This is a genomic window from Streptomyces sp. NPDC004031 (assembly GCF_053604375.1).
Map to the genome: position 1 here is coordinate 1 of NZ_JBSGHL010000061.1, position 19,418 is coordinate 19,418.

The window sequence follows — 19,418 nt, forward strand, 5'->3', positions numbered from 1 at the left end:
TCCGCCTTGCAGCTGGGGGTACCTCCCAGGCGAAGCTCTGGGGGAGCGCCGGACCCCGCTCCTTCCTCCACGGAGATCCACACGACAGGCCCTAGCACACCCGATCGCAACCATCTGCCCTGCCGCCGAAGGGCGTTGATTGTCGGTCAGGGATGGCACCATGGACTACGGGCGAGGCGGGGGCGCAGCGTGGTTCCCCGGACAGGCTCGGCTTGGAACCGATTGAGGAAGTGATCCGCTGTGGTGATCTCGCTGTCCGCGGCAGTGCTGCTGGCCGTCGTGCTCTTCGTCATGATCCGGTCCAAGTCGATCAAGGTGGGGCCCGCGATCGTCGCCGCCCTCTTCGGCTTCTTCCTGGCGTCCACGGACATGGCGCCGGAGATCAACCGGTTCCTGAACTCAGTGGCCGACACCATCAACCAGATAAAGATCTGACGCCGGCCGCTGCGGTTCCGCCGCCGGGGCCAGCAGGGCGCGCAGCAGCGTTCCGGCGTCCGGCGCGTCCGGACCGCGGTCCGGGCCGCCCGCCGCCAGCAGCGCGGCCAGCACCGCGATACGGGCCTGGCCCGGCTTGAGCGAGCCGGTCAGCAGCCCGCCGGCCGCCGCCAGGTCCACGGCGCCGCCGCCGGTGTAGAGCGGGGCCACCGCGCCCGCCGCGACCCGGGTGCTGACGGCGACCTGCACCCCGGCGCCCACCGCGCGGCGCACCGCGTCGGCGACCTCCGGGTTGGCGTTGCCCGCGCCCGTGCCGACCAGCACGATGCCGCGGGCGCCGGCCGCCACCGCCGCGTCGAAGAGGACCGAGTCGCCGTCGCTGTGGTGCATCACGATGTCGACCCGCGGGGTGCTGCCGGTGCGCGCGGGCAGCGGCAGCGGCGCGTGCCGCGGCACACGCCGCGACCAGCGCACCCGGCCGAAGTCGACCCGGCCCAGCGGCTGCCCGTCAGGGGCGCCGAAGGCGCGCGCGTCCACCGTGTGCTGCTTGACCGTGCCGCGGGCGGCGAAGACCTGCCCGGCGAAGACGATCACCGCGCCGATGTCCCGCCCGGAGCTGGCGGTCAGCAGCGCGTCGTAGAGGTTGCCCGCCGCGTCGCCGTCGGGGGCGTCCAGCGGCTGCTGCGCGCCGGTGAAGACCACCGGGCGCGGGTCGTGGTGGAAGAGGTCGACGAAGAAGGCGGACTCCTCCAGGGTGTCCGTGCCGTGGGTGACGACCACGCCGTCCACCTCGGGGTCGGCGAGCGCCTCGTGCACCGCGTACAGCAGCCGCAGCTGGTGGTCGGTGGTCAGCCGCGAGCTGTTGACGGTGAAGAGGTCGACGACCCGCACCTGCACGTCCTCCGGCACGGCGCCGGCCTCCAGCACCTCGCGCCCGGCGGCCTCGGCCGCGTATCCGTCGCCCTGCCACCGGCTGGCGATGGTGCCCCCGGTGCTGATCACCACGACGTGTCGCACGATGCCTCCGCCTCCATTGCTGCCGCTGCGCCGACCGTTGCCGCGGGGGCCGCCGACACCCGTGGGAGCAGGGCTCGGCACCGTACACGGTCTCCACTGCAATGATATGCGCGTAGACCCAGCATATGATTGCGAGTACCAGCCGGTACTTTGTTAAATCCTGGTTGATAATGCTGCGATGGACGCCATCGACAGACACATCTTGCGCGAACTCCAGGCCGACGGCCGGCTGACCAACCAGGAGCTGGCCCAGCGGGTCGGTCTCACCCCTTCCCCGTGCCTGCGCCGGGTACGCCAGCTGGAGGACGACGGGGTGATCCAGACCTACCGCGCGGTCGTCGACCCCGCCTCCGTCGGCCGCGGCTTCGAGGTCTTCGCCTCCGTCGAGGTCCACCGCGACCGCGCCTCGGTCGCCGCCTTCGAGACCGAGGTCCTGTCCACCACCGACGTCGTCGAGGCCTACCGCCTCTACGGCGCCCCCGGCTGCCTCCTGCGCATCGCGGTGGCCGACTCCGACGCCTACGAGCGCTTCTGGACCGAGAAACTCATCGGCATGCCGGGCGTCAGCGACGTCAACTCCCAAATGATCATGCGCCGCATCAAGTCCCCCCAGGGCATCCCCGTCGACTGACCCCGCCCCGGGAACGACGACGGCCTGTGCGAATGTGGCGGCCATGGACGAACAGCTGTCGCGGGCCCTCCGCCTGTACTACGCCGAGGGCCTGTACCCGACGCGCTACCGCGACGCCGCCGCCCTGTCCGAAACCTTCGGCGAACCGGCCGTCGCCGACCTGCTCCGCCGCATCGACCACGTGGCGGCCGAGGCCTTCGACCTCGGCCGCCGGTACGACCGCCTCGCCCTGAGACCCGCCATGCGCGCCGTCACCGCGGACCTGCGCCGCGCCCACCCGGAGCTGTCCGAACAGGCCCTCGCCGCGGTCGGCCTCTACTGGGGCTACTGCAACCGGTGACCCCCGGAACGAGCGGTCGACGGGAATCGAACCCGCGTAGCCAATTCGGAAGACCAGCGCGCTGCCCCCGTGGCGACCTCGTACGGCCCCGTCCAGGGCCTACAGGGCGCCCGGCCCGCTGTTCCCCGTGGTTCCCCCTCGTTCGCCCCTCAGACGGGCATGCGGCGGGCACGCGGGGCACGGGCTGTCCGGCGGACTAGAACGGCCTGAACATGTCCTCGGGCCAGCCTTCTGGCAATTTGTTCGCGAAGGCCGCGTAGAGCGGGCCGTACTCGCTCTGGGTCACGAGGAGTTCCCACTGGTCCAAGTCATGGCGCAGGTAGCGCCGGAGCATGCTCAGGAACTGACGGAACTCCTCGTCCGATAGTCGACCAGTGGGCTCCTGGCTGGGTTCCATGGCGCCAGCGTATCCGCGCACCGGCTGGCGCATCAGGGCTCGTCGTCGTCCTCGAACTCCTCGACGGAGGGCGGCACCCACGCCTGCCGCGCGCGGTCCGCCCGCCACGCCTCCTCCACCTTGGCGCGGGCCGCGGGGTGCTGGCACTCGACAGTGTGCGCGGGTATCACCATGTCGTCCGGCATGGGTTCGAGCCCGCTCACCCGCACCGCGATCTTGGCGACGGGGTAGGTCGAGTGCCGGGCGGTCTTCGCCACGATGCGCCACCGGTAACGCCGGGGTACTTCCTTGGCCCGCGCGGGGACTGTGGAGAGGTTCACCCACCGGTCGTAGTTGGTGGGCATCGTGCGTACCTCCATGCCGCACTTGGGGCACCCCTCGGGCTCGATCCACTCGACGTCGTCAGGATCTGGCTCGGGGCTCGGCAGGGCGGTGGCGTCGTCGATCTCGGCCAGCTCGTTGGCCAACCGGTTCCAGCACCGGTCGCACAGCACGACATCCAGCGGCAAGGTCCCCCGCTCGCACGCCGGTTGGCTTGGGTCGCGGCACTCCTCGCACGCAAGGTCCTGGTTGGTGCGCTCTCTCCCCATACGTTCGAGTGTGAGTAGCTGTGTGCGGAGAGTAGTAGGGCGAAAACAAGCCCACTTGACCCCCGGATCATAGGTTCGAGGGTTTCCGCAGGCCAGCGGCACTTTGATGCACGATCTCGCGTGCGCGTGAGCTGCGGTTGTCCGCCTCCGCGCATAGCGCGTGGTCCCCAAGTGGTCCCTGTCGCGAGTCAGCCCAACCCGCAGGTAGGTCCTGCGGAAGCGAGACACGGCGTCTATAACGAGGATAATCCGACAATTTGTGGCGCGCACCCTGGACACAGAACCGGATTGCAGCCTAAGATCGCCACCGAAAACGGAGTGATTACTGGGGGATTGCATGAAAAAGCGCGCTCTTTGCATCGCACTCATGGCGGCTGTGGCCAGTGTAGCTATCAACATCGCACCGGCTCAGGCCTCGTCCAATGCCACCACTATGGTCAGCGTCATCACGACTACGACTGCAGCGGCCGCCTATGCCCCTGCAACACTGGAACGCCCCCAGACCATAGACGTCACTCCCGCAGTGGGCGCGAAATCATGCCAGAGCCGCAGCATCACCCTCGCCGGAGGAGTTTATCTCTGGGAGCAGTTTGTCGAGGGTTCGACTCTTGACGGCGGACAGAGCTATAGGAATATACGCCTCGTCCCCGGCTCGTATCTATGGGAGACATGCATCGCGTACAGCAATAGTGAGCCGTGGAACTACACCCAAACCACCATTCTCGGGCGGTCAGAGGAAACAGAAGCAACCCTTTCCGACTACGTGTACTTCGACGTACCGGAATCGGTTATTTCGGTAAAGGTTACTTGGGGCAGTGTCCTCAACTACATGTCCGCTTGAAGGCCAGGCGAACTGGCCGCCACGGTCACCTTTGAACGCTCCTGCCAAATGTCTGGGTAGCAGCCAGACCGGTCAGGCCGTCCAGTCACCCGTTCGAGGGATCAATGTCGGCCGATCATGCCGCTAAGGGCTGTCCCGTAACCGCTGGTCGAGCCGCCGAGCGACACGCCTGGCGGCGACTGGTCGGCCTCGCCCGATATCCGTGCGACTCCAGCCCGGAGGCTGTCGCAGCCTGCGGACATGCCAGAGCTGCGGGAACACGCAGGCCGTCACTACGCCGTGCAGTTCCACTACTCCTTGTCCGACGACGCCTGGTGCGTGGAGCAGAGCGAAGCCGTCCCGGCGCCGGCCGCGTGGACGGAGATCCCCAACGCCGCGACCCACCTCCCCGGAGCCGCCTTCCTCGTGGCGGTGATTCCCGACGAGGACCCGGACTTGGAGCCGTCCGTCCATTTCCACAGCCACGACGAGCACGTCATCCCGTACGAGATCGTGCGCTGGTTCATGGAGCAGGTGGCCGAACAGGTGGAGCGGTGTCGGGCCACGCTGGCACACGGGGGTCCCGAAACGGTGGGATGCCTGCCCTTGGAGGACCGGGTCCTTCTGGTCGCCGCCTACTGGCGTACCAACCTGACGCTGCGGCAGCTCGCGCCGCCGTTCGGGGTGTCCAAGTCGGCGGCCGACCGCATCATCGACCACATCGGCCCACTGCTCGCGCTCAAGCCGCGACAACGCTTCCGCAAGGGCACCGTGCTCATCGTGGACGGCACCCTCGTGCCCACCCGCGACCACACGATCGCCGAGCAGTCCAAGAGCTACCGGTACTCCACCGACCACCAGGTGGTCATCGACGCCGACACCCGCCCGGTCGTCGCCGTTGGCAAGCCCCTGCCCGGCAACCGGAACGACTGCCACGCGGCGGCGAGCTCACCGGCTGGCAGGCCGAGCACAACCGCGAACACAAGCAGGTCCGTGCCTGCGTCGAGCACGTCTTCGCCCGGATGAAGACGTGGAAGATCCTCCGCGACTGCCGCCCCAAGGGCGAGGGTGTCCACCGCGCCATGCTCGGCATCACCCGCCTGCATAACCTCCTCCAGGCCGCCTGGGACCAACGACCACCGAGCATCGACCCACGTCCGAGATGCCCGAAGATCAATTACGGGACAGCCCTTGGACAGACGCCGGCACGCGGGAGCTGATGAGCAGGCTCGGGCACGGTTCGAGCCGGGCCGCGCTCGATCTACCAGCACGGGAGCCAGGAGAGGGGACGAGGGACCGCGGACGCCATCGACGGCATGATCGTCAGGGCGCTGCGTCAGGGCGCTGAAGCGCGGATCCGGCCGGAACGGGCACGTGGCGGGCACGGACGGCTGGGACGGGGTCGGGCAAGGCAACGGCCCAGGCTGCGGAAAACATCCGCTGACCTGGGCCGTCGTCGTGCAGAGCGGGCGACGGGAATCGAACCCGCGTAGCTAGTTTGGAAGACTAGGGCTCTACCATTGAGCTACGCCCGCAGCGCCTTGATTCTGGCACATCGTGCGGTTGGCGGTCGAACCGGATCGGGCGCGGGTGAATACCGGCTGCCCACGGTCTAAGGGGCATGTACTCTACGTGTCGCACCAGCGGGGTGTGGCGCAGCTTGGTAGCGCGTCCGCTTTGGGAGCGGAAGGCCGTCGGTTCGAATCCGGCCACCCCGACCAGCGCTGACGCGTTGTGCGGGAGCGGCCGGCGGGCTGCCGGGCGACCCCGCTCGGGCGGGTTTGTGGTACGGGTAGGATGGGCCGCCGGCGACCGGGTACAAGGCATGGCCGGGTACCGAGTACCGGATGCGCGAGCCGCGCCGAAGGGCCGAAGGTCCGCCCCCATCAACGTAAAGCCCCAAGGAGACCCAACCGTGAAGAGCGCCGTCGAGACTCTGAACCCGACCCGGGTTCGACTCACTGTCGAGGTGCCCTTCGAGGAGCTCAAGCCCAGCCTCGACGCGGCGTACAAGAAGATCAACAACCAGGTCACGGTGCCGGGCTTCCGCAAGGGCAAGATCCCTGCCCGCGTCATCGACCAGCGCTTCGGTCGCGGCGCGGTCCTCGAAGAGGCCATCAACGACGCGCTGCCGAAGTTCTACACGCAGGCGGTCACCGAGGGCGAGATCAACGTGCTCGGCCAGCCCGACGTCGACATCACCGAGTTCGACGACGGCAACGAGCTGAAGTTCACCGCAGAGGTGGACGTCCGCCCGACCATCGAGATCCCGGACTACTCCGGCATCGAGGTCACCGTCGACGCCGTCGAGGTCTCCGACGAGGACGTCGAGAAGTCCCTGGAGCAGCTGCGGGACCGCTTCGCCACCACCTCCACCGTGGACCGCGCCGCCGCCGAGGGCGACGTCGTGGTCGTCGACCTGGAGGCGTCCGTGGACGGCGAGGTCCTCGGCGACGGCATCGCCAAGGGCGTCAGCTACACCATCGGCTCCGGCCAGCTCCTCGACGGCATCGACGACGCCGTGACGGGCCTGTCCGCCGGTGGCTCGGCCACCTTCACCTCCGAGCTCAAGGGCGGCTCGGCGGCCGGCCAGGCCGCCGAGGTCAAGGTCGAGGTCTCCGACGTCCAGCAGCGCGAGCTGCCGGAGCTGGACGACGAGTTCGCCCAGCTGGCGAGCGAGTTCGACACCCTGGAGGAGCTGCGCGCGGACAGCCGCAAGCGCCTGGAGTCGATGAAGCAGTACGACCAGGCCACGGCCGCCCAGGAGAAGGTCCTGGACGCGCTCATCGAGCTGACCGACGTCGCGATCCCGGAGAAGCTGCTCAAGGACGAGATCGAGACCCGGACCCACAACCTGGAGCACCACCAGTTCCCGCAGATGGGTCTGACCTGGGAGTCCTTCCTGGAGCGCGAGGGCAAGACGCGCGAGGAGTACGACGCGCAGCTTGAGGAGCAGGCGGTCAAGGGCATCAAGACCCAGTTCATCCTCGACGAGCTCGTCGGCAAGGAGAAGCTGTCGGTCAACCAGGAGGAGCTCACCGAGCACCTCGTGCGCCGCGCCGCTTCCTCCGGCATGAGCCCCGACCAGTTCGCCCAGGCGGTCGTCGAGGGCAACCAGGTCCAGCTGCTGGTGGGCGAGGTCGCCCGCGGCAAGGCCCTCGCGGTCGTCGTCGAGGCGGCGAAGGTCACCGACTCCAACGGTGAGGTCGTCGACCTGGCCGACGACGAGGACGAGGACGAGGACGGGTCCGCGGAGGACGCTGACGCGTCCGAGGGTCCGTCCGAGGTCGAGCAGGCCTGACCCTCCCTCCGCGGAGGGCGGTACGCATCAGGGGCGCGGGGAGCCGCGCGCTCAGCCCCACCGGGGCGTGGGTCGTCACCGGCCCAGGGGGTCACTTCGGCCCGCTCCGGACCACCGGCCGGTGGTGGGTTGCTCGCGCAGTTCCCCGCGCCCCTGGGCGTATCCGGCGCGGTATGCGCCATGCGCTCAGAGCGAACAGGTGGCCGTACAGGATTTACGGCCACCACCCGCGCGTTAGGGTCCGTAAGGAGAAGGGCGCAGTCCCCCTGAGGGGAAGGTGACCGACTCAGACGAAGACCCTGTGACGGCCCGTCTACCGTCCGACAACGAGCAGGTGGATACGTGACGACTCCGATGCCTTCCGCCGCCGGCGAGCCGAACCCCGGTGGCCTCGGCGACCAGGTCTACAACCGACTGCTCGGCGAGCGCATCATCTTCCTCGGCCAAGCGGTCGACGACGACATCGCCAACAAGATCACGGCTCAGCTGCTGCTCCTGGCCGCCGAGCCGGACAAGGACATCTTCCTCTACATCAACAGCCCCGGCGGCTCGGTGACCGCCGGTATGGCGATCTACGACACGATGCAGTTCATCCAGAACGACGTCGTGACGATCGCGATGGGCATGGCGGCCTCGATGGGCCAGTTCCTGCTCACCGCGGGCACCCCGGGCAAGCGTTTCGCGCTGCCGAACACCCGCATCCTGATGCACCAGCCGTCCGCCGGTCTCGGCGGTTCCGCCACCGACATCAAGATCCAGGCCGAGCAGCTGCTGCACACCAAGCGCCGCATGGCCGAGCTGATCGCCCAGCACTCCGGCCAGAGCTTCGAGCAGATCACCAAGGACTCCGACCGCGACCGCTGGTTCTCCGCCGAGGAGGCCAAGGAGTACGGCCTGCTGGACGGGGTCATGCTCTCCGCCGCGCACGTGCCCGGCGGCGGTGGCACCGGCGCGAGCTCCGGCTCCTGAGCCGGGCCGCGGCAGCCCCGACGATCACTCGAAGCTCGACATCACCAGGACGGTGGACGTGAACACTCAGAATTTCCCCGGCAGCGGCCTGTACGAGCGCACCCGGGCCGAGCGGCCCGGCGTGTTCGGCGCCGAGGCCCGTTACCTCGTTCCGCAGTTCGAGGAGCGCACCTCCCAGGGCTACAAGCGCTACGACCCGTACTCGAAGCTCTTCGAGGAGCGGGTGATCTTCCTGGGCGTGCAGATCGACGACACCTCGGCGAACGACGTGATGTCGCAGCTGCTGTGCCTGGAGTCGATGGACCCGGACCGCGACATCTCGGTCTACATCAACAGCCCCGGCGGCTCCTTCACGGCGCTCACCGCGATCTACGACACGATGCAGTTCGTGAAGCCGGACATCCAGACGGTCTGCATGGGCCAGGCGGCCTCCGCCGCCGCGGTGCTGCTGGCCGCCGGTACCCCCGGCAAGCGGATGGCGCTGCCGAACGCCCGGGTGCTCATCCACCAGCCGTACACCGAGACCGGCCGCGGTCAGGTCTCGGACCTGGAGATCGCGGCCAACGAGATCATCCGGATGCGGCAGCAGCTGGAGGAGATGCTGGCCAAGCACTCCACCACGCCGATCGAGCAGATCCGGGACGACATCGAGCGGGACAAGATCCTGACCGCCGAGGAGGCCCTGTCCTACGGCCTCGTCGACCAGATCGTCTCGACCCGCAAGACCTCCGTCGGCGTCTGAGGACGCCCCGGATCGTCCTGATGCGTCCGCGTCAGGACTGATCCACCCGAGCGGCGGCCGCCTGCCGTGCCCCCCCGCCCCCCTGGACCCGGATGAGCGAGTACGTCCAAGGGGGGCCCACACGGGGGGCGCGGCAAGGTACCGTCGATGAGAGAAGCACCCAGGCTCCGTTGAAGGCCGGCGGAACCCAGGCGAAGGGGAAAGACCTCGTGGCACGCATCGGTGACGGCGGAGACCTGCTGAAGTGCTCGTTCTGCGGAAAGAGCCAGAAGCAGGTGAAGAAGCTCATCGCAGGCCCCGGTGTGTACATCTGCGACGAGTGCATCGATCTCTGCAACGAGATCATCGAGGAGGAGCTCGCGGAGTCCTCCGAGGTCCGCTGGGAGGATCTGCCCAAGCCGCGGGAGATCTACGAGTTCCTGGAGAGCTACGTGGTCGGGCAGACGCCCGCCAAGAAGGCGCTCTCGGTGGCGGTCTACAACCACTACAAGCGCGTCCAGGCCGGGGAGAACGGCCGCCCCGGGCACGAGGACGCGATCGAGCTGGCGAAGTCCAACATCCTGCTGCTCGGTCCCACCGGCTCGGGCAAGACGCTGCTGGCGCAGACCCTGGCCCGGATGCTGAACGTGCCGTTCGCCATCGCCGACGCCACCGCGCTCACCGAGGCCGGCTACGTCGGTGAGGACGTCGAGAACATCCTGCTGAAGCTGATCCAGGCGGCGGACTACGACGTCAAGAAGGCCGAGACCGGGATCATCTACATCGACGAGATCGACAAGGTGGCCCGCAAGAGCGAGAATCCGTCGATCACCCGTGACGTGTCGGGTGAGGGCGTGCAGCAGGCGCTGCTGAAGATCCTGGAGGGCACGACCGCGAGCGTTCCGCCGCAGGGCGGCCGCAAGCACCCGCACCAGGAGTTCATCCAGATCGACACGACGAACGTGCTGTTCATCGTGGGCGGTGCCTTCGCCGGGCTGGAGAAGATCATCGAGTCGCGGGCCGGTGCCAAGGGCATCGGCTTCGGCGCGACCATCCGCTCCAAGCGGGAACTCCAGGCGGCCGACCTCTTCCAGGAGATCATGCCGGAGGACCTGGTGAAGTTCGGGATGATCCCGGAGTTCATCGGCCGTCTGCCGGTCATCACCAGCGTGCACAACCTGGACCGCGAGGCGCTGCTGCAGATCCTCGTCGAGCCGCGCAACGCGCTCGTGAAGCAGTACCAGAAGCTCTTCGAACTCGACGGCGTGGAGCTGGAGTTCGAACGCGGCGCGCTGGAGGCCATCGCCGACCAGGCGATCCTGCGGCAGACCGGCGCCCGGGGTCTGCGGGCGATCATGGAGGAGGTGCTGATGTCGGTGATGTACGAGGTGCCGTCCCGCAAGGACGTCGCCCGTGTGGTGATCACCGCCGAGGTCGTGCACTCCAACGTCAACCCGACGCTGGTGCCGCGTGAGCCGCGCATCGTCGGCAAGGGCGAGCAGAAGAGCGCGTAGCGCCGCCGCGGGCACGGATCCGCGGACACGAGGGGCGCCCGGTGCGGAACCGGGCGCCCCTCTGCGTGCGGGCCGGGTCAGCCCAGCGGTACGCGGGTGTCCTGGCGGACCTTGAAGGTCAGGTCGGCGGCGTCCTTGAGCGACATGCCGGTGCCCAGCAGCGCCGCCTTGGGGTCGAGCGGCATGACGAAGCCGACGGTGCTGTAGTCGGACCACACGCACGCCGGTGTGGTGATCGTCTTGTCCCCCTCGCTCACCTTCACGTTCTGGCACTTCATCACGGCGTCGTCCATGCCGGCCGGGCTCTCCTTCTGCGGGGAGCCGACGGGTTCAAAGGTGCCGCCGTCCGAACTGTCGCCGCTCGCCTGGTCCTTCTTGCTCGCGGCGGCCACGTAGGCGAGCAGCCCGTCGACGACCTTGTCCGGGTCCGCGACGGTGCCGTAGAGCCCGCCGAAGCGCAGTCCGGCGGCGGCCGCCGAGTCGCCCTGCGCGTAGTCGGCGCCGACGCTGTGCGGGTCGGTGATGCCCAGCGCGCTGAGCTGGGTGCGGTCCTCGGAGCTGATGGTGTCGTCCTCGGAGTCGTCGCCCGAGGCCTTCTTGTAGGTCTGCGCGACCGTGTCGGGCGTGGTGAGCTTGTACTTCTTGCCGTCGTTCTTGATGCCGCCGCCGCTGGAACCGTTCATCAGCAGGACGACGCCGCCGACGATCGCCGCGACCACCACGACCGCGCCGACGATCAGGCCGGTCCGCCTGCCGCTCCCGCCGCCCTGCGGGCCCGCCGGGGGCTGCCCGTAGCCGTAGCCCTGCTGGGGCACCTGGCCGTACGGCGGCTGGCCGCCCTGCTGCGGGTAGCCGTAGCCGGGCGGGGCGGGCGGCTGCTGCCCGTAACCCTGCGGGGGCGGCGGAGGCTGCTGGCCGTAACCCGGCGGGGGCGGGGGCTGCTGCCCGTAGCCGGGCTGCGGCGGCGCGGGCTGGGGGTAGCCGTAGCCGGGCTGGGCGGGCGGCTGCTGCCCGTACCCGGGCTGCGGCTGACCGTAACCGCCGGGCTGCCCGCCACCGTACGGATTCGGCGGCTGCTGCCCGTACGGGCCGGGCGGCGGCTGGTTGCTGCTCATGGATCGTCCCCTCCGTCAACGAATCCCCCCATCCTCGCGGACGCCGCGGGCGGGGGCGCCGTAAGGGGACAACTGATTCGTAACAGCCCCGGCCGCCCCCGTAGAATCGGCGGGTGACCGACAACACTCAGCGCCCCGCCAGCGGGCCGAACAGCACCCCCGATCTGCCGACGACGTACGCGCCGGCCGAGGTAGAGGGGCCGCTGTACGAGCGCTGGGTAGAACGCGGCTACTTCACGGCGGACGCCAAGAGCGACAAGCCGCCGTACACGATCGTCATCCCGCCGCCCAACGTCACCGGCAGCCTGCACCTGGGCCACGCCTTCCAGCACACGCTGATGGACGCCCTCACCCGCCGCAAGCGCATGCAGGGCTACGAGGCGCTGTGGCTGCCCGGCATGGACCACGCCGGCATCGCCACCCAGAACAAGGTGGAGCAGCAGCTCGCGGACGAGGGCAAGTCGCGGCACGACATCGGCCGCGAGGCCTTCGTCGAGCGCGTGTGGCGCTGGAAGGAGGAGTACGGCGGGCGGATCCTCGGCCAGATGCGGCGGCTCGGCGACGGCGTCGACTGGTCCAAGGAACGCTTCACGATGGACGAGGGCCTCTCGCGCGCCGTCCAGACGATCTTCAAGCGGCTCTACGACGACGAGCTGATCTACCGCGCCGAGCGCATCATCAACTGGTGCCCGCGCTGTCTTACGGCCATCTCCGACATCGAGGTGGAGTACCAGGACGACGACGGCGAGCTGGTGTCGATCCGTTACGGGGAGGGCGAGGACAGCGTCGTCGTGGCCACCACCCGGGTCGAGACGATGCTCGGCGACACCGCCGTCGCCGTCCACCCGGACGACGAGCGCTACCGGCACCTGGTCGGCCGGCGCATCAAGCTGCCGCTCACCGACCGTACGATCCCGGTCGTCGCGGACACCCACGTCGATCCGGAGTTCGGCACGGGCGCGGTCAAGGTGACGCCCGCGCACGACCCGAACGACTTCGCCATCGGCCAGCGGCACGGCCTGGAGTCGCTGACGATCATGGACGAGCGCGCGGTCATCACCGCGCCCGGCCCGTTCGCGGGCCTGGACCGCTTCGAGGCGCGGTCGGCGATCGTCGGCGCGCTGCGCGAGCAGGGCCGGATCGTCGCCGAGAAGCGCCCGTACGTCCACTCGGTGGGCCACTGCTCGCGCTGCCGGACGACGATCGAGCCGCGGCTGTCGCTGCAGTGGTGGGTCAAGGTCGGCCCGCTGGCGCAGGCGGCGGGCGACGCGGTGCGCGACGGCCGGGTCTCCATCCACCCGCGGGAGATGGAGAAGCGCTACTTCGACTGGGTCGACAACATGCACGACTGGTGCATCTCGCGCCAGCTGTGGTGGGGCCACCGCATCCCGGTCTGGTACGGCCCGAACGGCGAGACGGTGTGCGTCGGACCCGACGAGCAGGCGCCCACGGGCGAGGGCTGGACGCAGGACTCCGACGTCCTGGACACCTGGTTCTCCTCCGGCCTGTGGCCCTTCTCGACCCTCGGCTGGCCCGAGAGCACCCCGGAACTGGCGAAGTTCTACCCGACCGACGTGCTGCTGACCGGCCACGACATCATCTTCTTCTGGGTCGCCCGGATGATGATGTTCGGCCTGTACGCGATGGACGGCGTCGCGCCCTTCCACACCATCGCGCTCACCGGCCTGGTGCGCGACGAGCACGGCAAGAAGATGTCCAAGTCCAACCCCAACTCGGTGGACCCGCTGGACTGGATGGACGCCTACGGCTCGGACGCCGTCCGCTTCACTCTGGCCACCGGCGCCAACCCGGGCGCCGACGTGCCGATCGGCGAGGACTGGGTGCGGGCGTCCCGCAACTTCGCCAACAAGATCTGGAACGCCACCCGCTTCGCGCTCATGAACGGCGCCACCACCGAGGGCCCGCTGCCCGCGCCCGAGCAGATGTCGGCGGCCGACCGCTGGATCCTGTCCCGGCTCGGCCGGATCGTCGCCGACGTGGACGGCTTCTACGACGACTACCAGTTCGCCAAGCTGTCCGACACGCTCTACCACTTCGCGTGGGACGAGGTGTTCGACTGGTACGTGGAGCTGTCCAAGACCGCGTTCTTCAACGGCGGCGACAGCGCCCGGGTCTCCGGCCGGGTCCTCGGCGAGGTCCTGGACACGCTGCTGCGGCTGCTGCACCCGATCGTGCCCTTCCTCACCGAGACGCTGTGGACGACCCTCACCGGCGGCGAGACGCTCGTGGTCGCCGACTGGCCCAAGGACAGCGGCTTCCGCGACCCGGCGGCCGAGGCGGAGATCGCCGAGGTCCAGCGGCTGGTCACCGAGGTCCGCCGGTTCCGCACCCAGCAGGGCCTCCAGGACACCCAGAAGGTGCCCGCGCGGCTCTCCCTGGGCGGTACGGTGCTCGGCCCGCACGAGGACGCCGTGCGGCGCCTGCTGCGGCTCCAGCCCGCCGAGGAGGGCTTCCACGCCACGGCCTCGCTGCCGGTCGGCGGCGCCGTCGTCGAGCTGGACCTGTCCGGCACGATCGACGTGGCCGCCGAGCGCAAGCGGCTCGCGAAGGACCTGGCGGCGGCCGAGAAGGAGAAGTCCGACGCGCAGCGCAAGCTCGGCAACGAGGGCTTCCTCGCCAAGGCCCCGGAGAAGGTCGTGACCGGCATCCGGGCCCGGCTCGCCACGGCGGAGTCCGACATCGAGCGGATCACCGCCCAGCTCGCCGCGCTCCCGCAGGGCTGACGGCCCGGCCGGAGCACACGCACGGAACGGGGCGGCCCTGGCCATGAGGCCGGGGCCGCCTTCCGTAGACTGGACGGCGTGACCGACCTCCCCAGCCGTGGCGCCCCCGGCGACGACGACGCCTACGAGGCCTTCGATCCGGACTCCGCCCCGGACGCCGCCGCGTACGACACCGACGACGACGAGCGCACCGCGGGCGACGCGCCCCGCGAGGTGGACATGGCCGTCATCGAGGCCGGCAGCCGCACGCTGCGGGCGGGCGTCGCCCCGGCGTCCGCCGCGGACGACGTGCCGCGCCGCCCCGAGGACCCGGCGGTGGACCGCGAGCTGCGCGAGGTCGAGGCGGAGCTGCTGGCCCGCTGGCCGGAGACCAAGCTCGACCCGTCGCTGGTGCGGATGCAGGCCATGATGGACGTCCTCGGCGAACCGCAGCGCGGCTACCCGTCGATCCACATCACCGGCACCAACGGCAAGACCACCACCGCGCGGATGATCGAGCGGCTGCTGATGGCCTTCGAGCTGCGGGTGGGCCGCTACACCAGCCCGCACGTGCAGGCCATCACCGAGCGGATCAGCCTGGACGGCGCCCCGATCAGCGCCGAGCGCTTCATCGAGACCTACCGCGACCTCCAGCCGTACGTGCAGATGGTCGACGAGGCGCAGGAGCACCGGCTGTCGTTCTTCGAGGTCATCACCTCGATGGCGTACGCGTCCTTCGCCGACGCGCCGGTCGACGTCGCGGTCGTCGAGGTCGGCATGGGCGGCAGCTGGGACGCGACCAACGTGATCGACGCGCAGGTCGCCGTCGTCACCCCGATCGCGCTGGACCACACCGACCGGCTCGGCCGCACCCCGGGCGAGATCGCGGTGGAGAAGTCCGGCATCGTCAAGAAGGGCTCGACCGCCGTCCTCGCCCGGCAGCCCGCGGACGCCGCGCACACGCTGCTGGAGCGGGCGGTGCGGGAGGACGCGACGGTCGCCCGGGAGGGCCAGGAGTTCGGCGTCGTCGCCCGCGAGGTCGCCGTCGGCGGGCAGCTGCTGACGCTCCGCGGCCTCGGCGGCGAGTACGACCAGGTCTTCCTGCCGCTGTACGGCGAGCACCAGGCGCAGAACGCCGCGGTCGCGCTCGCCGCGGTGGAGGCCTTCTTCGGCATCGGCCAGGTCCACCAGCGCACCCTGGACCTGGACACCGTGCGCGGCGCCTTCGCCGCCGTCACCTCGCCGGGCCGGCTGGAGGTCGTACGGCGCAGCCCCAGCGTGGTGCTGGACGCCGCGCACAACCCGGCGGGCGCGCAGGCCACCGCCGCCGCGATCCGCGAGGCCTTCGACTTCACACACCTGGTGGGTGTCGTGAGCCCGAGCCGGGACAAGGACGTGCGCGGGCTGCTGGAGGCGTTCGAGCCGGTCCTCGCCGAGATCGTGGTGACCCGCAACTCCACCTCGCGGGCGATGGACGTGGACGAACTGGCGGCGCTCGCCGTCGAGGTGTTCGGCGACGAGCGGGTGCAGGTCGAACCGCGGCTGGACGACGCGCTGGAGGCGGCGATCACGCTGGCCGAGGACGAGGGCGCGTACGCCGGAGCGGGCGTGCTGGTCACCGGCTCGGTCATCACCGTGGGAGAGGCCCGGCTGCTGCTGGGTCGCAGTTGAGGGGCTTGATCTCATGCGCATGCTGTGTTCGACCACGCTGATCAGCGAGTTCTTCGTGGTCGGCTTCGCGGGTCTGGTCGCGATGAAGAACGAGGACCTGTCGGTGGGCACCGTGTGGACGGTGTGCGGGGTCGTGATGGTGCTGTGCCTGCTGCTGTGCGGCATGCTCGGCCGCCGCGGGGCGCTCACGGTGGGCTGGGCGCTGCAGATCGGGCTGATCCTGAGCGGCCTCGCGGTCGGTACGATGTTCTTCCTCGGCGCGGTCTTCGCGGCTCTGTGGTGGGCGTCGATCCACTACGGGCGCGTGATCGACGAGGCCAAGGCCAGGAACGCGGCGCAGTCCGCCTGAGTGCGGCCTTGTAGGCTCATCGCACCACCGTCACCCGTCTTCCCCGCAGGAGCCGCCCGTGTCCACGCGCACCCTCGTCCTTCTCAAGCCCGACGCTGTCCGCCGCGGCCTGGTCGGCGAGATCATCGGCCGCATCGAGCGCAAGGCGGGCTGGACGATCAGCGCCCTGGAACTGCGCACCCTGGACCGCGGCACCCTGGAGCAGCACTACGCCGAGCACGTCGGACGCCCGTTCTACGAGCCGCTGGTGGAGTTCATGTCCGCGGGGGCGTCGGTCGCGCTGGTCGTCGAGGGCGAGCGGGTCGTCGAGGGGATGCGCGCGCTGGCCGGTCCGACCGACCCGATCGCCGCGGCACCCGGGTCCATCCGGGGGGACTTCGGCACCATCGTCCGGGAGAACCTCGTGCACGCGTCGGACTCGCCGGAGTCCGCCGAGCGCGAGATCAAGCTGTTCTTCCCCGGTCTGGCCTAACTCCCGCAACCGCGGGCGTAGCCCGTGGCCTGTCGGGAACCAAACACTCCGACACGGCGTCACCATTACTGGGGTCTGCTGTGTGTTCTGATGACAATGACGTCGGAGCCCCGGCCCGCGCGCCTCACAGGTCGCGACTACGATGGAATCTCCGCTCAAGCTCGGGAAGGCCAGACGTATCCTCATGGCGAACAACATGTCGTTCATCGGCCGTGACATGGCTGTCGACCTCGGCACGGCCAACACGCTGGTGTACGTCAGGGGCCGCGGGATCGTGCTGAACGAGCCATCGGTGGTGGCGGTCAACACCAACACCGGCGGCATCCTGGCGGTCGGCGCCGAGGCCAAGAAGATGATCGGCCGCACCCCGGGCAACATCGTGGCGGTCCGCCCGCTCAAGGACGGCGTCATCGCCGACTTCGAGATCACCGAGCGGATGCTGCGGTACTTCATCCTCAAGGTGCACCGCCGCCGCTACCTCGCCCGTCCCCGCATGGTCATCTGCGTGCCGTCCGGCATCACCGGTGTGGAGCGCCGCGCCGTGATCGACGCGGCCAACCAGGCCGGCGCGCGCACCGTGCACATCATCGAGGAGCCGATGGCCGCCGCGATCGGCGCGGGCCTGCCGGTCCACGAGGCGACGGGCAACATGGTCGTCGACATCGGCGGCGGCACCACCGAGGTCGCGGTCATCAGCCTCGGCGGCATCGTCACCGCGCAGTCCATCCGGACGGCGGGCGACGAGCTGGACAACGCGATCATCCAGCACATCAAGAAGGAGTACAGCCTGCTGCTGGGCGAGCGCACCGCCGAGCAGATCAAGCTGACCGTCGGCTCCGCGTTCGCGAACAAGGACGACGACGAGCACACCGAGATCCGCGGCCGCGACCTGGTCAGCGGGCTGCCCAAGACCGTCGTGATCTCCGCCGCGGAAGTGCGCAAGGCCATCGAGGAACCCGTCAACGCGATCGTCGACGCCGTCAAGACCACGCTCGACAAGTGCCCGCCGGAACTGTCCGGCGACATCATGGACCGCGGCATCGTGCTCGCCGGCGGCGGCGCGCTGCTGCGCGGCCTGGACGAACGGCTGCGGCACGAGACGGGCATGCCCATCCACATCGCCGAGACCCCGCTGGACTGCGTGGCGCTCGGTGCCGGCAAGTGCGTCGAGGAGTTCGAGGCGCTGCAGCGCGTCCTCGACGCCGCCCCCCGCAGATGACACGCGGCCCGCGGGCCACCGCCTCGCGAGGCCCGGCCGCCCGCGAGGCCCGCACCCCAGCACAGTAGCTCCGACCGGCCGCTTGCCCACTCGGCGGCGGGTCCGATGAGGAAGGCACGGACTGGCGCCCGTGAGGGACACAAAGGAGAGCCGGCTGCTGCTGGTGCTGCTGGTGGTGATCGCGTTCGCGCTGATCACCGTGGACATCCGGGGCGGTGAGAACTCGCCGCTCGACCGGCCGCGGCAGGCCGCGGAATCCGTTTTCGGCCCGGTGGAGAACGCCGTCTCCGGAGTCGTCGACCCGGTCGGCAACGCGGTGGACGCGGTGCGCGACTCCGGCGACCGCAGCAGCACCATCAGCCGGCTGGAACGCGAGAACGCCGCGCTCAAGCAGAAGCTCGGCAGCAACGACATCACCCGCAACCGGGCCCAGGAACTCGACAAGCTCCTCAAGACCGCCGGCGCCGGGCAGTACACCATCAAGGGCGCGCAGGTCATCGCGATAGGAGCCGCGCAGGGCTTCTCCTGGACGGTCACCATCGACGCCGGCAGCCGCGACGGCATCACCCGCGACATGACGGTCATCAACGGCGACGGGCTCGTCGGCCGGGTCACCACCGTCGGCAACAGCACCTCGACCGTGCTGCTCGCCAACGACCCGGACTTCACCGTCGGCACCCGGCTGGAGAGCTCCATGGAGCTGGGCCTGGCCAGCGGCCAGGGCGACCGCCCGATGCGGGTGCAGCTGCTCAACGGCAAGGTCGCGGTGCACAAGGGCGACCGGCTGGTGACCTTCGGCTCGGAGAAGGACAAGCCGTTCGTGCCCGGCGTGCCGGTCGGCAAGGTCATCGGCGTCGACCCGTCCGGCGGCAACCTCACCAAGACCCTCCAGGTCCAGCCGTTCGTCGGCTTCACCCGGCTCGACGTCGTCGGCGTCGTCGTCCTCGGCCCGCGGACCGACCCGCGCGACAGCGTGCTGCCGCCCCGCCCGACGACCCCGCCGCCGCCCAAGCCCAAGGCGACCGGCACCCCGACCGCCCCGGCCTCCCCGGGCGGCGCAAACAACCAGGCCGACGGAGCGCTGCCGCCCGCGACGACCACCTCCACGCCCACCAGCAGCGGCAGGGACTGAGC

The 19,418-nt window shown here is 69.8% G+C and carries 18 protein-coding genes, 2 tRNA genes and 1 pseudogene; 16 read left to right on the forward strand and 5 right to left on the reverse strand.

Going from position 1 to position 19,418, the window contains the following annotated elements; translation table 11 throughout:
• The first annotated feature begins 240 nt into the window (after positions 1 to 240).
• Positions 241 to 435, forward strand: a complete 195-nt coding sequence (locus ACWERV_RS29840; RefSeq protein WP_398181549.1) for a hypothetical protein — start codon at positions 241 to 243, stop codon at positions 433 to 435.
• Here the strand turns inward: ACWERV_RS29840 and ACWERV_RS29845 are convergent.
• Positions 400 to 1,452, reverse strand: coding sequence for an asparaginase (locus ACWERV_RS29845; RefSeq protein ID WP_452938917.1), 1,053 nt, complete (start codon positions 1,450 to 1,452; stop codon positions 400 to 402). The genes ACWERV_RS29840 and ACWERV_RS29845 overlap by 36 nt on opposite strands.
• A gap of 178 nt (positions 1,453 to 1,630) precedes the next feature.
• Between ACWERV_RS29845 and ACWERV_RS29850 the strand changes: the two genes are divergently transcribed.
• A complete protein-coding gene (locus ACWERV_RS29850; protein WP_452938919.1) occupies positions 1,631 to 2,083 on the forward strand; it encodes an Lrp/AsnC family transcriptional regulator in 453 nt (150 codons plus the stop codon).
• Positions 2,084 to 2,126: 43 nt separating this feature from the next.
• Positions 2,127 to 2,423 (forward strand): hypothetical protein, encoded by a 297-nt coding sequence (locus ACWERV_RS29855; protein WP_452938922.1) that lies wholly within the window; start codon positions 2,127 to 2,129, stop codon positions 2,421 to 2,423.
• 196 nt (positions 2,424 to 2,619) lie between these two features.
• Here the strand turns inward: ACWERV_RS29855 and ACWERV_RS29860 are convergent, their stop codons facing one another.
• Entirely contained in the window at positions 2,620 to 2,820 is a 201-nt protein-coding gene (locus ACWERV_RS29860) for a hypothetical protein (protein WP_452938925.1), read from the reverse strand.
• A gap of 32 nt (positions 2,821 to 2,852) precedes the next feature.
• A complete protein-coding gene (locus ACWERV_RS29865) occupies positions 2,853 to 3,329 on the reverse strand; it encodes a DUF6083 domain-containing protein (protein WP_452938927.1) in 477 nt (158 codons plus the stop codon).
• Between the two features lie 448 nt (positions 3,330 to 3,777).
• Here ACWERV_RS29865 and ACWERV_RS29870 point away from each other — a divergent pair, with 448 nt between their 5' ends.
• Both ACWERV_RS29870 and ACWERV_RS29875 read left to right on the forward strand, forming a co-directional pair.
• Complete coding sequence (locus ACWERV_RS29870) at positions 3,778 to 4,251, forward strand: hypothetical protein (RefSeq protein WP_452938930.1); 474 nt, start codon at positions 3,778 to 3,780, stop codon at positions 4,249 to 4,251.
• A 504-nt stretch (positions 4,252 to 4,755) separates the two neighbouring features.
• Positions 4,756 to 5,450: pseudogene (locus ACWERV_RS29875) on the forward strand (transposase family protein).
• A 244-nt stretch (positions 5,451 to 5,694) separates the two neighbouring features.
• On the opposite strand, the gene ACWERV_RS29880 reads toward ACWERV_RS29875, so the two are convergent.
• Positions 5,695 to 5,765 (reverse strand) — tRNA-Gly (locus tag ACWERV_RS29880).
• 109 nt (positions 5,766 to 5,874) lie between these two features.
• Between ACWERV_RS29880 and ACWERV_RS29885 the strand changes: the two genes are divergently transcribed.
• From ACWERV_RS29885 to clpX, 5 genes are all read left to right on the forward strand, one after another.
• Positions 5,875 to 5,951, forward strand: a tRNA-Pro gene (locus ACWERV_RS29885).
• A gap of 194 nt (positions 5,952 to 6,145) precedes the next feature.
• Entirely contained in the window at positions 6,146 to 7,531 is a 1,386-nt protein-coding gene (gene tig, locus ACWERV_RS29890) for a trigger factor (protein WP_452938933.1), read from the forward strand.
• Positions 7,532 to 7,885: 354 nt separating this feature from the next.
• Positions 7,886 to 8,500, forward strand: a complete 615-nt coding sequence (locus tag ACWERV_RS29895) for an ATP-dependent Clp protease proteolytic subunit (protein WP_031514585.1) — start codon at positions 7,886 to 7,888, stop codon at positions 8,498 to 8,500.
• Positions 8,501 to 8,558: 58 nt separating this feature from the next.
• The gene (locus ACWERV_RS29900) at positions 8,559 to 9,242 is read left to right on the forward strand and encodes an ATP-dependent Clp protease proteolytic subunit (protein ID WP_398181561.1); all 684 of its coding nucleotides are present in this window, start codon (positions 8,559 to 8,561) and stop codon (positions 9,240 to 9,242) included.
• 209 nt (positions 9,243 to 9,451) lie between these two features.
• Positions 9,452 to 10,735: an ATP-dependent Clp protease ATP-binding subunit ClpX gene (gene clpX / locus ACWERV_RS29905; protein ID WP_398181564.1), complete on the forward strand. Its 1,284-nt coding sequence runs from the start codon at positions 9,452 to 9,454 to the stop codon at positions 10,733 to 10,735.
• A gap of 77 nt (positions 10,736 to 10,812) precedes the next feature.
• On the opposite strand, the gene ACWERV_RS29910 is transcribed toward clpX, so the two are convergent.
• Positions 10,813 to 11,850: a hypothetical protein gene (locus ACWERV_RS29910; RefSeq protein WP_452938938.1), complete on the reverse strand. Its 1,038-nt coding sequence runs from the start codon at positions 11,848 to 11,850 to the stop codon at positions 10,813 to 10,815.
• A gap of 113 nt (positions 11,851 to 11,963) precedes the next feature.
• Between ACWERV_RS29910 and ACWERV_RS29915 the strand changes: the two genes are divergently transcribed.
• The 6 genes from ACWERV_RS29915 (at position 11,964) to mreC (ending at position 19,416) form a co-directional block, all read left to right on the forward strand.
• Complete coding sequence (locus ACWERV_RS29915) at positions 11,964 to 14,594, forward strand: valine--tRNA ligase (protein WP_398181570.1); 2,631 nt, start codon at positions 11,964 to 11,966, stop codon at positions 14,592 to 14,594.
• 78 nt (positions 14,595 to 14,672) lie between these two features.
• Complete coding sequence (gene folC / locus ACWERV_RS29920) at positions 14,673 to 16,244, forward strand: bifunctional tetrahydrofolate synthase/dihydrofolate synthase (RefSeq protein ID WP_452938941.1); 1,572 nt, start codon at positions 14,673 to 14,675, stop codon at positions 16,242 to 16,244.
• A 13-nt stretch (positions 16,245 to 16,257) separates the two neighbouring features.
• Positions 16,258 to 16,593 (forward strand): DUF4233 domain-containing protein, encoded by a 336-nt coding sequence (locus tag ACWERV_RS29925; RefSeq protein WP_452938944.1) that lies wholly within the window; start codon positions 16,258 to 16,260, stop codon positions 16,591 to 16,593.
• 58 nt (positions 16,594 to 16,651) lie between these two features.
• On the forward strand, positions 16,652 to 17,065 hold the full coding sequence (gene ndk / locus ACWERV_RS29930; protein ID WP_398181578.1) for a nucleoside-diphosphate kinase: 414 nt from the start codon (positions 16,652 to 16,654) through the stop codon (positions 17,063 to 17,065).
• Between the two features lie 196 nt (positions 17,066 to 17,261).
• Positions 17,262 to 18,284 carry a rod shape-determining protein gene (locus ACWERV_RS29935; protein ID WP_398182140.1) on the forward strand — a complete coding sequence of 341 codons (1,023 nt, stop codon included), beginning with the start codon at positions 17,262 to 17,264 and terminating at the stop codon, positions 18,282 to 18,284.
• A gap of 130 nt (positions 18,285 to 18,414) precedes the next feature.
• The gene (gene mreC, locus ACWERV_RS29940; protein WP_452938947.1) at positions 18,415 to 19,416 is read left to right on the forward strand and encodes a rod shape-determining protein MreC; all 1,002 of its coding nucleotides are present in this window, start codon (positions 18,415 to 18,417) and stop codon (positions 19,414 to 19,416) included.
• Positions 19,417 to 19,418 lie beyond the last annotated feature (2 nt).

What these genes read in the sequence shown, in the direction of transcription:
- ACWERV_RS29850 (WP_452938919.1), top strand. Translation starts at nt 1,631, where the DNA reads ATGGACGCCATCGACAGACACATCTTGCGCGAACTCCAGGCCGACGGC.
- ACWERV_RS29855 (WP_452938922.1), top strand. Translation starts at nt 2,127, where the DNA reads ATGGACGAACAGCTGTCGCGGGCCCTCCGCCTGTACTACGCCGAGGGC.
- ACWERV_RS29860 (WP_452938925.1), bottom strand. Translation starts at nt 2,820, where the DNA reads ATGGAACCCAGCCAGGAGCCCACTGGTCGACTATCGGACGAGGAGTTC.
- ACWERV_RS29870 (WP_452938930.1), top strand. Translation starts at nt 3,778, where the DNA reads ATGGCGGCTGTGGCCAGTGTAGCTATCAACATCGCACCGGCTCAGGCC.
- ACWERV_RS29895 (WP_031514585.1), top strand. Translation starts at nt 7,886, where the DNA reads ATGCCTTCCGCCGCCGGCGAGCCGAACCCCGGTGGCCTCGGCGACCAG.
- ACWERV_RS29910 (WP_452938938.1), bottom strand. Translation starts at nt 11,850, where the DNA reads ATGAGCAGCAACCAGCCGCCGCCCGGCCCGTACGGGCAGCAGCCGCCG.
- ACWERV_RS29925 (WP_452938944.1), top strand. Translation starts at nt 16,258, where the DNA reads ATGCGCATGCTGTGTTCGACCACGCTGATCAGCGAGTTCTTCGTGGTC.
- ACWERV_RS29935 (WP_398182140.1), top strand. Translation starts at nt 17,262, where the DNA reads ATGTCGTTCATCGGCCGTGACATGGCTGTCGACCTCGGCACGGCCAAC.